This is a genomic window from Planktothrix tepida PCC 9214 (assembly GCF_900009145.1).
In the GTDB taxonomy this organism is placed as follows: domain Bacteria; phylum Cyanobacteriota; class Cyanobacteriia; order Cyanobacteriales; family Microcoleaceae; genus Planktothrix; species Planktothrix tepida.
Map to the genome: position 1 here is coordinate 37,353 of NZ_LN889760.1, position 11,899 is coordinate 49,251.

Here is an 11,899-nt window from a genome sequence, read left to right on the forward strand (position 1 = left end):
GAGTTGTTGGTTCTCGATTAACAGCCAATAGTCAACAGTCAACCATTAACAATTAGCGATTAACAGTGATTGATTTTTCAGAACAAAATCCCGAAGCTGTACTTAATTTAGTTTTAACTCAGTTAGAACAGGGAGATTTTCAACAGCGATGGGAAATCAGTAAAATTTTACCTGATTTAGGAACCATTGCCCTAGAGCCTCTTCTCAATATTTTACAAGATGAAACGACTGATGTAGAAATGCGTTGGTTTGTGGCTCGAATTTTGGGACAGTTTAAATCAGAATTAGTCGTCGAACCTTTAATTAATCTGCTCAAAACTGCTAAAATAGAGGCAACAGAAGAAGAACTATCACTTCAGGAAATAACGGCTATTACGTTAGCCAATTTAGGAACTTCAGCCATTAAACCCCTCATGGAATTATTACAAAAAGAGGAGTCTAAACGATTAGCTACAGTTGCCTTAGCTCAAATTCGCCATTCTGAAATTATTACCCCCTTATTAACGGTTGTTAATGATTCTAATCCTGAGATTCGAGCGATCGCGATTGAAGCGTTAGGAAGTTTTCATGATCCCAGAGTCATTCCAGTTTTATTAGAGGCTTTAAATGATCCGGTTGCTAATGTGAGAAAAGAAGCAGTTATTGGATTAGGGGTAAGAATAGATTTATTAGAAAATATTAATTTAGTCGAGAAACTTAAACCTTTATTATGGGATATTCGACCGGAAGTTTGCCAACAAGCTCAATTAGCTTTATCCCGTTTAAAAACTGATGAAGCAGCAACAGCATTATTTGAACAAGTACAATCTCCTAATGTTCCCCTGTCTTTAAAAATAGATGGGGTTCGTTCATTGGGATGGATTGAAACGCCTCAAAGTTTAAGTTTTTTAAAGGAAATTATTTTTAGCTTCCATCCTGGATTTAATCTGAATGCGCCTAGTCTTACACCTGTAGAAATCACTTTAATTCAAGAAATTATTCAGGGGATAGGGCAGATTAAAATGATAGAATTGCGAGAACAAGCTGCTCAAATTTTGATTAATTTAATTAATTGCCATCATCCCGCTATTTCTGATCTTAAAATCAAACAATTAATTGCAGTAGGATTAGGAAAATTAGGATTAATATCTGCTCTTGAGCCCTTAATCCAACTTTTAGCTGATGCCAATCCCTCAGTTCGGTATCATTGTATTTCAGCTTTTAAGCAAATTAAGTCTGAACAAACTTATCAATATTTACAAAATTTATTAAATCAAGAAAATATTAATCCCGATATCAAACAAGAGATTTTAAAAGCGTTATCCGAATGGTAAATTAACTGGGTAAGCTCTTCAGGGGTTACTCCAATTCTTGATCAATTCCGAGGTTTAGGATGAAATTATCAAACCTGTATCAATCTCTACTAAATGGAATGAGTAAATCTATTATTGTTGATTAGTAATCAGTCATCTAACTGTTTACTGATAACTGATAACTGATAACTGATAACTGTCTGTATGCGTTTAGAGCAACTGCAATCTTTTCTGTCTGTTGCTGAGACGGGAAGCTTTCAACAAGCAGCACGCAAATGCGGGGTCACTCAATCAACCATTAGCCGACAGGTGCAGGGACTAGAGGAAGAACTGGGTTTACCTTTATTTCACCGCACGGCTCAGGCTAAATTAACCATTGGGGGTGAACGCTTTTGGCCCTATGCGCGCAAAATTTGCCAAACCTGGGACAGTGCGAAAGAGGAATTAGCGTCTCTGCTGATGGGAAAACAACCTGAACTCTGTGTTGCAGCCATTCATTCGGTTTGTTCCTCTTATTTACCCCCGGTTTTGCAGAAGTTTTGTTATGCCTATCCAGAGGTTCAGTTGCGGGTGACATCCTTGGGAAGCGATCGCGCGTTAAAAGTGCTTAAGGATGGATTAGTTGATATCGCCATTATTATGAATAATCGTTCTTTTACAGCCAGTGCAGAACTTTTAGTCGATATTCTCTATCAAGAACCCATTGAAGTCTTAATGGCCAGTAACCACCCGTTAACTCAATATTCTCAAGTTCCTTGGCATGAGTTAACTCGTTATCCGCAAGTGGTTTTTAAAGATGGTTATGGAATGCAGCGTTTAGTTCAAGAAAAGTTTACTCAAGCTGGAGCCAAGCTGAATGCAGTTTTAGAGTTAAATACATTGGATGGGTTTCGAGGGGTCATTCGTCAAGGCGAACTTATTGCTTTATTGCCCTATTCTGCCTTACTAGAAGCACGAACTGATCCCACCTTAGCTGTTCGTGGGTTAGCACCCCTACCCTTTGCCAACTCTAAACCTTTAATCGCGAGTTCTACTCCCTCTATGTTAATTCCTGCGGACGGGGATACAACTTGGACTCGTGAAGTGGTGATTGTCACCACACCTGATCGAATGCAAATTCCCCCCATTGCTTATTTTTGGCAACTGGTTCATGAGAGTCTTCCTGATCAACTCGATGGATCAATTAATTCTTTGAATCCCGAAACCCCTCTGTCGAAATAATAAAAACGCTACGATTAAGCTGAAGTTCAAAAATAGGTTGTCGGTTGTCGGTAACAGTCAACGGTCAACCGTCAGTAGAGATGTGTCATGGCACGTCTATACACAGTCAACAGTCAACACCACATCGGTATGAGTGATCGATTTAGAGAGTTACTTCGTCAAGTGGGTAGTGGAACCCATACCAGTGAGGCGTTGAGTCGTTCCCAAGTGGCAGAAGCCTTGAGATTAATGTTATTGCAGGAGGCAACTCCGGCTCAAATTGGTGCCTTTTTGATTGCTCATCGCATCCGACGTCCGACCGGTGAAGAATTAGCCGGAATGTTAGATGCTTATGAAGAAATCGGCCCTCAACTTCAGTTGGTTGCTTCTGCGCCAATGGTGTTGGGTTGTCCCTATGATGGTCGGTCTCGCACGGCTCCTTTTGCTCCCTTAACGGCTTTAATTTTAATCACCGCAGGGGTTCCGGTAATTTTACATGGGGGCCAACGAATGCCAACTAAAGAAGGTATTCCTTTAATTGAAATTTGGCAAGGGTTGGGGGTGGACTGGTCTAAATTATCCTTAGTACAAACTCAACAGATGTTTACACAGTTGGGTTTAGGGTTTGTTTATCTTCCTCAACATTTCCCAGAAGCCGAACGCTTAGTCACCTATCGTCGAGAAATTGGCAAACGTCCTCCGTTAGCAACAATGGAATTGATGTGGAAACCTTATTTAGGACAAGCAACAGTGGTTTGTGGGTATGTCCATCCCCCGACAGAAACCCTGTTTCGAGAAGCCTTTCAATTGCGGGGGGTGACGGAATTTATTACAGTCAAAGGATTAGAAGGCAGTTGTGATTTACCCCGCGATCGCACTTGTATTATTGGGTTACGTCAACCGAGCCTCGGAACAAAACAGATTAAAGACTCTACCCCAGTAGAAGGACAAAATTCTCATCCGACGGGAGAGGATGTTTTCTTGGAACGGTTATTATTGCATCCCCGTGATTATGGGTTCGCAGGGAAAGAAATTCCTCTACCCTCGACTTCGATTTTAATTGAACAAATCCAAGGGGTTTTAGCGGGTCACAACAGTGAATTCATGAAAGCAGCCCTTTGGAATGGGGGCTTTTATTTGTGGCGTTCTGGGGTTTGTCCTAATTTAGAATCGGGATTATCCGAAGCTGAATCTTTACTAACGCAAGGGAAAGTTCACGCTAAATTGCAGGAAATTCATCGTTTAGGACATTTTTAAACCCTGAAACCCTTTCACTTCTTACTGTTCCCTGTTCCCTGTTCCCTGTTCCCTCTTCAAGTAGCGCTATAGAGAACTTTAGCCCTAGGTATTACCTCAAGACCCATGATCAATCATCTTTCAATTGCAGCTTTAATTCTGGCAGGGGGCCAAAGTTCTCGCATGGGTGAGGATAAAGCTTTTGTCCTGTATGAAGGAAAACCTTTGCTTCAGCGAGTGTATCAAGTGGCGGCTACTTGTAGCCAAAAAGTATATATTGCTACACCTTGGCCGGAACGCTATCAAACCCTATTAACGGAAGATTATGAAGTTCTCTTAGAGACGGAACCGAACCAAGGGCCGTTAGTTGCATTGTGCCAAGGATTATTAGAAATTCCCTTTGATTGGATTTGGTTATTAGCCTGTGATTTACCGTTGTTACAACCTGCGATGATTCAACGGTGGCAAAGTCATTTAACGGTTGTTTCTGATACGGTTTTAGCGGTTGTTCCTCAAAGTCAGTCGCGATGGGAACCGTTATGTGGGTTTTATCGCCGTTCTGCTTATTCCCAGTTACAAGCTTTTATGGCTCCAGGGGGAAGATCTTTTCAACGATGGTTAACTCATATTCCTGTGGAACCTATTTATCTGTCTGAAGAAGAATCACAAATGTTGTTCAATTGCAATCGACCCACTGACTTAAAACCTTAATAAATCCTAAAATCCTGAATTAAAATTTCAATCAAAAATTAATCTTTTTTCTGGTTTTGAGGTAGAGAAAACCCTACTTGTAAATTTTTACAAAATCTGCATTACAATCAAAAAAATCTGGGTAACTTGTAAGTAAAATTACGTTCTTTACCCTGAAAACTTGGTATAACCAACGGACATTAAAAATGGACAGGAGGAACCTATGCCATACACCTTCGATTTAGTGGGTGTTTCTCCCATTCTTTCTTTTTTTTATCAACAACAAGAATTAACCGAACAACCCGCCCCAGGGGTTGAATACTTGGGAAATCGTAAATGTACCCTGGATACTTTTATTGAATCTGTACAGACAGTTTCTTCTCAACGGGGCTGGAATGTTGATCAAGCTGTTGATACGGTAATTCAGTTTTGGATGAACAATGCCGACAGCATTCAATATTGGAAAACTCGCCTAGAAGATGCTGGACAGGAAAACCTCTTAGTCGCCAGAGTCGCTGACCTCAAATTTCTTCGCAATACCTTTGAATCGTTACTTGGACATTAAAGGTTGACAGTTGACTGTTAAAGGTTGACAGTTGACTGTTAACTGACAACTGATAACTGATAACTGGTAACTGATCACTGATATGTCTCGTTCGAGAGCTTTACAATATTACGTCTTTACTCGTTTACTGCTGGCTCCCCTGATGCTGTGGACAATTACCACAGTGGTTTTTCTGCTGCTACGCGCTACCCCTGGTGATCCGGTAGATGCGATTCTGGGTTCCCGTGCGCCGGAAGCAGCCAAAGAAGCCTTGCGATCGCAATTGGGTTTAAAGGGTTCTTTGTGGCAACAATATTTCGACTATATGGGGAAACTCCTCCATTTCGATTTAGGAACGTCCCTCACCAGTCGCGGACAAACGGTTTGGGAAATTATTCAAGCTCATTTTCCGGCAACAGTTGAACTGGCTCTATTTAGTATGATTATCGCTTTAGTGGTGGGAATTACTGTTGGGGCAGTGGCAGCCTCCCATCCTGATACGGTTTGGGATACGGGAGGGCGTTTATTTGGAATCATTACCTATGCGGTTCCTCCCTTCTGGGCCGGGATGCTGTTTCAGTTAATATTTGCGGTGCAGTTGGGTTGGTTTCCTTTAGGAACTCGGTTTCCGGTAACGGTTCCGGCCCCTGAAGGTTGGAGTGGATTATATACCCTGGATAGTTTGTTGACGCTTAATTGGATGCAATTGGGGGTATCACTGTATTACTTGTTTTTACCCTCTGTAACATTAGGGTTATTGTTAAGCGGTATTTTTGAACGAATTGTGCGGGTGAATCTCAAACAAACGTTAAAGGCGGATTATGTGGAAGCCGCTAGGGCTAGAGGGATTCCCGAATTGCGAATTGTTGTGGCCCATGCGTTGAAAAATGCCATGATTCCGGTGATTACGGTTTTGGGTTTAACCTTTGCCGCGTTATTGGGGGGAGCAATTTTAACGGAAGTGACCTTTTCCTGGCCAGGACTCGCTAATCGGTTATATGAAGCGATTAGTTTCCGGGATTATCCGACGGTGCAGGGGATTGTTGTGTTTTTCGCAGCCATTGTTGTTGTTGCCAGTATTCTGATTGATGTTCTCAATGCCTGCATTGACCCACGAATTCGATATTGAGGTAGGTTGGACAGCCATTAAGCCTTCTACAGAGTCTCCGACCTTAAGGTGCGGAGATTTTTTTTGACGGTTGACCGTTGAGTGTTAACAGACGACAGGCTACAAAGGGATTTTCTGGGCTAATCAGGGGTTAAATCTGTATTATCTCTCTTGTAAAATGAGTATTTTTACTTAAGTAAAATCATGGATTTCTGATGGGAATCTTCATGAAAGATACACTTCTTAATAAATTTTAACGCAACAATTTGCGATAGCGTTGTATAACTAATATCTGAAGGGCAAAGACAACAGCCAAATGTTAGTCTCCCAACAATTGATTAACATTTGATTAAAAAAGTTTACTGTCCTTTCATAAAATGGTGTAAAGTTTCTAAGGTTCCTCTAAGTAAGGCTACGGTTGCTCCCAAAAAGTAGCAAAAGCCAAATTAGAGAGGCTCTCAGGAGTCGCGAACAAAAAAACTCATCATTTCACTTTGAGTCGAAAACAAAGTTAAGCAAGTCAAGTAGGAGATTAATCCATGTTTGATGCCTTCACCAAGGTAGTTTCTCAAGCTGATACACGCGGCGAACTGTTAAGCGCCGGCCAAATCGATGCCCTGAACCAATTGGTTGCCGAAAGCAGCAAACGTTTGGACGCTGTTAACCGCATCACCGGTAGTGCTTCCACCATCGTTGCCAATGCTGCTCGCTCTTTGTTTGATGAGCAAGCCCAACTGATTGCTCCTGGCGGTAATGCTTATACCCACCGTCGTATGGCTGCTTGCTTACGTGACATGGAAATCATCTTACGTTATGTCACCTACGCAGTTTTCGCTGGAGATGCTAGCGTTCTTGATGATCGTTGCTTAAACGGTCTGCGTGAAACCTACCTGGCTTTAGGCGTTCCTGGTGCTTCCGTTGCTGTTGGCGTTGGCAAAATGAAAGATGCCGCTCTGGCTATCGTCAACGATCCCGCAGGAATCACTCCTGGAGATTGTAGCGCCCTGGCTTCTGAAATCGCCAGCTACTTTGATCGCGCTGCGGCTGCTGTTGCCTAATTTTTCAAAAATCTGATTTTCATAAATCCATAGAAGTCTAATTAAATGACTTCAATTTGTACCTCAACTTTGTAAACCACATCGGGAGATAATTCAAGCATGAAAACCCCCCTGACTGAAGCAGTAACCACCGCCGATTCTCAAGGCCGTTTCTTAAGCAGCACTGAACTGCAAGTGGCTTTCGGACGTTTCCGTCAAGCCAAAGCCGGCTTAGAAGCTGCTAAAGCTCTGAGCAATAAAGCCGATAGCCTGGTCAGTGGTGCTGCCCAAGCAGTGTATAACAAGTTCCCTTACACCACCCAAATGCAAGGGCCCAACTACGCTTCTAGCGAACGTGGTAAAGGCAAATGCGCTCGTGACATCGGTTACTACCTCCGGATGGTCACCTACTGCTTAATTGCTGGTGGTACAGGGCCCATGGACGAATACCTGATTGCTGGTGTTGATGAAATCAACCGGACTTTTGAACTGTCTCCTAGCTGGTATGTTGAAGCTCTGAAGTACATCAAAGCCAACCATGGTCTCAGCGGTGACGCGGCTGTTGAAGCCAACTCCTACATTGATTATGCGATCAACGCTCTGAGCTAGACAAGCTCGCGTTTGATGCTCGGAGCGGTAAGTAGCTGTTAGCAACTGGGTTAACGGTTGTTTAGCGCTCCGGGCATCTTTGATTATTGGGGTTTGTCTCCCACATTAACAAAGTTTTCTTTTTTGTCTTCTCAATTTTGAAGATCTCTTACGGAGCATAAAGCTATGGTTGGCTTGCTTGAGGGTAGCCGACTTGGTATCCGGGCTTTCGAAGAAACAAAACCCGTAGAACTGCGCCCCAACTACACGGAAGCAGATGTGCAAACCGTGATTGTGGCAGCATATCGTCAGGTGATGGGCAACGAACACCTGATGTTACGGGAACGGCTCACAAGCGCGGAATCTTTACTCCGCCAAGGACAAATTACCGTTCGGGATTTTGTCAGAGCTATTGCTTTATCCGAGCTTTACCGGACTAAGTTTTTTTACCCTAACTTTCAAACTCGGTTTATCGAGTTAAATTACAAACATCTTTTGGGCCGTGCGCCTTACGATGAGTCAGAGATTGCGTTTCACGTTGATCTCTACACCAGCGAAGGTTTCGAGGCAGAAATCAACTCTTACCTCGACTCTCCTGAATATCTGGAAAACTTTGGGGAAAATATCGTTCCCTATTATCGGGGATTTTCTACCCAAGACGGGCAAAAAACCGTTGGTTTTAACCGTTTATTTACCCTTTATCGTGGGTATGCCAGCAGCGATCGCGCTCAAAACCAAAAGCAAAGTCGTTTAACTTGGGAATTAGCTCGGAATTTAGCTTCTCCGATTCAAACTCCTGCTAGTGGGCAAAGCTTAGGAGGTACGACAGGCGGTAATCGTGGACAACTTTACCGCCTCACTGTTATGCAAAAAGCAACACAGTCGCTACCCCAGGTGCGTCGTACTACCACTGAATATACCGTACCCTATGACCAACTGTCTACTCAGTTGCAGCGAATTCATCGTGCTGGGGGACGGGTGATGAGAATTACGTTGGCATAATCTCATTCATTAAAACCTGAATGCCGGTTTGTGCTTAAGGGGTTAGAGTTCTAGCTGACTGTTCATCGGGCAAGCTTGGACTCTAACCCTCTAGGTAACAAACCTTTCAACCGGAATCGTTGCACGCTACATTCGCAACTCAATTCTAACTCACGTTAATAAGAGGAGGATTTTAGGTGGCTATTACAACAGCAGCATCTAGGCTCGGAACAACTGCGTTTCAAGAAGCGCCTCGTGTTGAACTGCGTCCAGATTGGAGCAGAGACGATGCCCAACAAGTCATTCGTGCGGTTTACCGCCAACTTTTGGGTAACGATTATTTAATGAGTTCTGAGCGCCTCAAAAGTGCTGAATCTCTGTTGTGTGATGGCAGCATCACTGTGCGGGAGTTTGTGCGCTCCGTTGCTAAATCGGAACTGTACAAAACCAAGTTTTTCTACCCGAATTTCCAAACCCGTGTAATTGAACTCAATTACAAACATTTATTGGGTCGTGCCCCCTATGATGAATCTGAAGTGATTTTTCACTTGGATTTATATCAAAATCAAGGTTATGACGCTGATATTGATTCTTATATTGATTCAGCCGAATATCTGGAAAGCTTTGGGGAAAATGTGGTTCCCTACTATCGCGCCTTTGAAGTTCAACGGGGACAAAGAACCGTTGGCTTTACTCGCATCTTCCGGTTGTATCGGGGTTATGCCAATAGCGATCGCTCTCAATTAGAAGGAAATGCCTCCCGTTTAGCCACAGAACTGGGTTCCAATAGTGTTTCTACCATTGTTGGCCCCTCCGGTGGTAACGAAGGTTGGTCTTATCGGGCTTCTGGACAAGCTGTGGTTCCAACCACTGGATTTAGTACCGGTGGTGTCTTAGCACAAGGCCGTAGTTATCGGGTGGAAGTGGCTGGAATTCGTGAACGTCGCTATCCGAAAGTTCGTCGGAGCAGCAAATCTTTTATTGTTGCTTACGAACAGTTATCTCCTTTACTTCAGGAAATTCAACGCCAAGGTGGGAAAGTAGCCAGCGTCACTCCTGTGTAGGATTGCTGAAAAACCAGGGATTGCTAATCTAGCGATCCCTTTTTGTCAAGTTTGTAGAACTGTTTTTGGATAAATTTAAACTCATGTTAGGTCAAATTGCTGTTGGACAATCATCGAGTTCCCCATCGGGAAATCGCTTTTTTCGCTACGAAGTTGTCGGTTTACGTCAATCCAATGAAACTGACAAAACGGAGTATCAGATTCGTTCTAGCTCCAGCCAATTTATTACTGTCCCTTACAACCGCATGAACCAAGAAATGCAGCGTTTAACGCGGATGGGAGCAAAAATTGTGAGTATTCAACCTTTAACTTCCAGTCCTGAATAATCGTGATTATTCTCTAGTTCAGTTGTTAGAAATTCAGACCGAAATTTAACAAGTGAATAGACCCTAGTTTAATTTTTAAATTAAAATCTGTGGTTAGTTGTTTAAAACGTAAAACAGCTAACCATTTTTTTATATTAAGTCAGAAACAAAATTCAATTTCTACTATTCCGTCCCCAGGATTTTCATGGTAAGGTTGAGAAAAACAGAATTTAACCTATGGACAATTTGGGATACGAATCATCGGATAAAAATATTGCTCAAGCGGAGGAATCTTTAACCATAGAACAAGCGATCGCTAATCTTCAGCATGAAGAATTAGGACGTCGTTATTATGCAGCTTGGTGGTTAGGGCGTTTTCGCGTCAATGAACCTGCGGCGGTAGATGCGTTAATTCTAGCCTTAAAGGATGAATCTGATCGCACGGAAGAAGGAGGTTATCCCTTACGCCGAAATGCAGCCAGAGCATTAGGAAAACTCGGCGATAAACGAGCAGTTTTAGCCTTAATTGAATGTTTAGATTGTTCTGATGTTTATGTGCGGGAAGCAGCGACTCAAGCCTTAGAACAGTTAGGAGATGAGCGTTGTATTTCCGGCTTAATGAACTTATTAGAAGGGGGAGTCGCAGTTGCTCAACGTGTCCCTGGAAAACCCTATTTAGTCCAACCTTATGATGCAATTTTAGAAGCATTAGGAGCTTTAAAAGCGACGGTTGCGATTCCTTTAGTTCAACCCTTTATCGAGCATCCTATTCCTAAAGTTCAGTATGCAGCACTGAGAGCCCTGTATCAATTAACCGGAGACAATAGTTATGGAGAACGGTTAATTGAGGCGTTAAAAGGAAATGATTTAACATTACGTCGCACGGCTTTAATGGATTTAGGTGCAATTGGGTATTTACCAGCGGCAAAAGCCATCGCCCAAACCTTAGCAGAAAATAGTTTAAAATTAATTGCGTTAAAAGGTATTTTAGAACATCAATTCATAGATAGTGCTGATTTTAGATTATCTGAATCAGCCATTGAAGTGATGGAATTAATGGATTCTCTTTTATAAAAAACTACCCTTATTTTTTACCTAAAACCTGAAAGCGAAACTTAAGATTATGAGTGTACAACCCTTAATTCAAGCTGTTGAACAAGCTGATTCTGCTGCCTCTTTATTGAAAGCGGTTGTTTCTTTAGTAAAAGCTAATTCTATTGAATCAATTCCCACATTAATTAACGTTTTAGGTTATAATAATCCTGGGGCTGCGGTGGCTGCGGTTGATGGATTAACTCAACTGGGTGAACCTGCGGTTATTCCTTTATTAGAACAATTAGATGGTTATAATTATGGGGCAAGAGCTTGGGCGGTTCGTGCCTTATCGGGTATTGGTGATCCCCGTGCATTAGAAGTTTTATTAGAATCTGCTGGAAGCGATTTCTCCTTAAGTGTTCGTCGCGCCGCCGCCAGAGGATTAGGAATGATTCAATGGGATAAATTACCCCCAGAACAAATTCCTGATGCTCAATTTAAAACTTTAATGATATTACAAAAAACATCACAAGACCCGGAATGGATTGTCAGATATGCAGGGGTTTTTGGTCTACAAGGTTTAGCAATTGCTCTGCATGAAACCCAGCCTGAATGGTTCGCTAAAATTAAAGAACAGTTAGAATATATCGTGAATAATGATGAAACGACTTCTGTTCGAGCCAGGGCAAAATGGGCGATTCAAAAATTATAAAGCTACGCGCTAGGGAACAGGGAACAGGGAACAGGGAACAGGGATAATACTTCTGGCTGTTTCATATCAGTTTTAAATTATTACAATCTATTTGGGATTGCTATATT

13 protein-coding genes are annotated in these 11,899 nt (G+C 42.4%); all 13 read left to right on the top strand.

Annotation, left to right across the window (positions count from 1 at the left end):
* Nucleotides 1-65 precede the first annotated feature (65 nt).
* The 13 genes from PL9214_RS00665 (at nucleotide 66) to cpcF (ending at nucleotide 11,792) form a co-directional block, all read left to right on the top strand.
* The gene (locus PL9214_RS00665; RefSeq protein WP_072716929.1) at nucleotides 66-1,313 is read left to right on the top strand and encodes a HEAT repeat domain-containing protein; all 1,248 of its coding nucleotides are present in this window, start codon (nucleotides 66-68) and stop codon (nucleotides 1,311-1,313) included.
* Between the two features lie 183 nt (nucleotides 1,314-1,496).
* Nucleotides 1,497-2,513 (top strand): LysR family transcriptional regulator, encoded by a 1,017-nt coding sequence (locus PL9214_RS00670; RefSeq protein ID WP_072716930.1) that lies wholly within the window; start codon nucleotides 1,497-1,499, stop codon nucleotides 2,511-2,513.
* A 129-nt stretch (nucleotides 2,514-2,642) separates the two neighbouring features.
* Complete coding sequence (locus PL9214_RS00675; RefSeq protein WP_072716931.1) at nucleotides 2,643-3,749, top strand: anthranilate phosphoribosyltransferase family protein; 1,107 nt, start codon at nucleotides 2,643-2,645, stop codon at nucleotides 3,747-3,749.
* 105 nt (nucleotides 3,750-3,854) lie between these two features.
* Nucleotides 3,855-4,439 carry a molybdenum cofactor guanylyltransferase gene (locus tag PL9214_RS00680; protein ID WP_072716932.1) on the top strand — a complete coding sequence of 195 codons (585 nt, stop codon included), beginning with the start codon at nucleotides 3,855-3,857 and terminating at the stop codon, nucleotides 4,437-4,439.
* Nucleotides 4,440-4,641: 202 nt separating this feature from the next.
* Nucleotides 4,642-4,983 (top strand): hypothetical protein, encoded by a 342-nt coding sequence (locus tag PL9214_RS00685; protein ID WP_072716933.1) that lies wholly within the window; start codon nucleotides 4,642-4,644, stop codon nucleotides 4,981-4,983.
* Nucleotides 4,984-5,065: 82 nt separating this feature from the next.
* Complete coding sequence (locus PL9214_RS00690; RefSeq protein WP_072716934.1) at nucleotides 5,066-6,091, top strand: ABC transporter permease; 1,026 nt, start codon at nucleotides 5,066-5,068, stop codon at nucleotides 6,089-6,091.
* Between the two features lie 518 nt (nucleotides 6,092-6,609).
* Nucleotides 6,610-7,128, top strand: coding sequence for a C-phycocyanin subunit beta (gene cpcB, locus PL9214_RS00695; RefSeq protein ID WP_072716935.1), 519 nt, complete (start codon nucleotides 6,610-6,612; stop codon nucleotides 7,126-7,128).
* Nucleotides 7,129-7,227: 99 nt separating this feature from the next.
* Nucleotides 7,228-7,716 carry a C-phycocyanin subunit alpha gene (cpcA, locus tag PL9214_RS00700; protein ID WP_072716936.1) on the top strand — a complete coding sequence of 163 codons (489 nt, stop codon included), beginning with the start codon at nucleotides 7,228-7,230 and terminating at the stop codon, nucleotides 7,714-7,716.
* A 165-nt stretch (nucleotides 7,717-7,881) separates the two neighbouring features.
* Nucleotides 7,882-8,697 (top strand): phycobilisome linker polypeptide, encoded by an 816-nt coding sequence (locus tag PL9214_RS00705; protein WP_072716937.1) that lies wholly within the window; start codon nucleotides 7,882-7,884, stop codon nucleotides 8,695-8,697.
* A 176-nt stretch (nucleotides 8,698-8,873) separates the two neighbouring features.
* Entirely contained in the window at nucleotides 8,874-9,740 is an 867-nt protein-coding gene (locus tag PL9214_RS00710; protein WP_072716938.1) for a phycobilisome linker polypeptide, read from the top strand.
* 83 nt (nucleotides 9,741-9,823) lie between these two features.
* Nucleotides 9,824-10,066 (top strand): rod-capping linker protein CpcD, encoded by a 243-nt coding sequence (cpcD, locus tag PL9214_RS00715; protein ID WP_072716939.1) that lies wholly within the window; start codon nucleotides 9,824-9,826, stop codon nucleotides 10,064-10,066.
* Between the two features lie 216 nt (nucleotides 10,067-10,282).
* Nucleotides 10,283-11,119, top strand: coding sequence for a C-phycocyanin alpha-cysteine-84 phycocyanobilin lyase subunit CpcE (gene cpcE, locus PL9214_RS00720; protein ID WP_072716940.1), 837 nt, complete (start codon nucleotides 10,283-10,285; stop codon nucleotides 11,117-11,119).
* 49 nt (nucleotides 11,120-11,168) lie between these two features.
* Nucleotides 11,169-11,792 (top strand): C-phycocyanin alpha-cysteine-84 phycocyanobilin lyase subunit CpcF, encoded by a 624-nt coding sequence (gene cpcF, locus PL9214_RS00725; RefSeq protein WP_072716941.1) that lies wholly within the window; start codon nucleotides 11,169-11,171, stop codon nucleotides 11,790-11,792.
* Nucleotides 11,793-11,899 lie beyond the last annotated feature (107 nt).

Excerpts from the sequence above, each read along its gene's own strand:
- cpcA (WP_072716936.1), top strand. The coding sequence starts at position 7,228 with ATGAAAACCCCCCTGACTGAAGCAGTAACCACCGCCGATTCTCAAGGC.
- PL9214_RS00705 (WP_072716937.1), top strand. The coding sequence starts at position 7,882 with ATGGTTGGCTTGCTTGAGGGTAGCCGACTTGGTATCCGGGCTTTCGAA.
- cpcE (WP_072716940.1), top strand. The coding sequence starts at position 10,283 with ATGGACAATTTGGGATACGAATCATCGGATAAAAATATTGCTCAAGCG.
- cpcB (WP_072716935.1), top strand. The coding sequence starts at position 6,610 with ATGTTTGATGCCTTCACCAAGGTAGTTTCTCAAGCTGATACACGCGGC.
- PL9214_RS00690 (WP_072716934.1), top strand. The coding sequence starts at position 5,066 with ATGTCTCGTTCGAGAGCTTTACAATATTACGTCTTTACTCGTTTACTG.
- PL9214_RS00675 (WP_072716931.1), top strand. The coding sequence starts at position 2,643 with ATGAGTGATCGATTTAGAGAGTTACTTCGTCAAGTGGGTAGTGGAACC.
- PL9214_RS00670 (WP_072716930.1), top strand. The coding sequence starts at position 1,497 with ATGCGTTTAGAGCAACTGCAATCTTTTCTGTCTGTTGCTGAGACGGGA.
- cpcF (WP_072716941.1), top strand. The coding sequence starts at position 11,169 with ATGAGTGTACAACCCTTAATTCAAGCTGTTGAACAAGCTGATTCTGCT.
- cpcD (WP_072716939.1), top strand. The coding sequence starts at position 9,824 with ATGTTAGGTCAAATTGCTGTTGGACAATCATCGAGTTCCCCATCGGGA.
- PL9214_RS00680 (WP_072716932.1), top strand. The coding sequence starts at position 3,855 with ATGATCAATCATCTTTCAATTGCAGCTTTAATTCTGGCAGGGGGCCAA.
- PL9214_RS00685 (WP_072716933.1), top strand. The coding sequence starts at position 4,642 with ATGCCATACACCTTCGATTTAGTGGGTGTTTCTCCCATTCTTTCTTTT.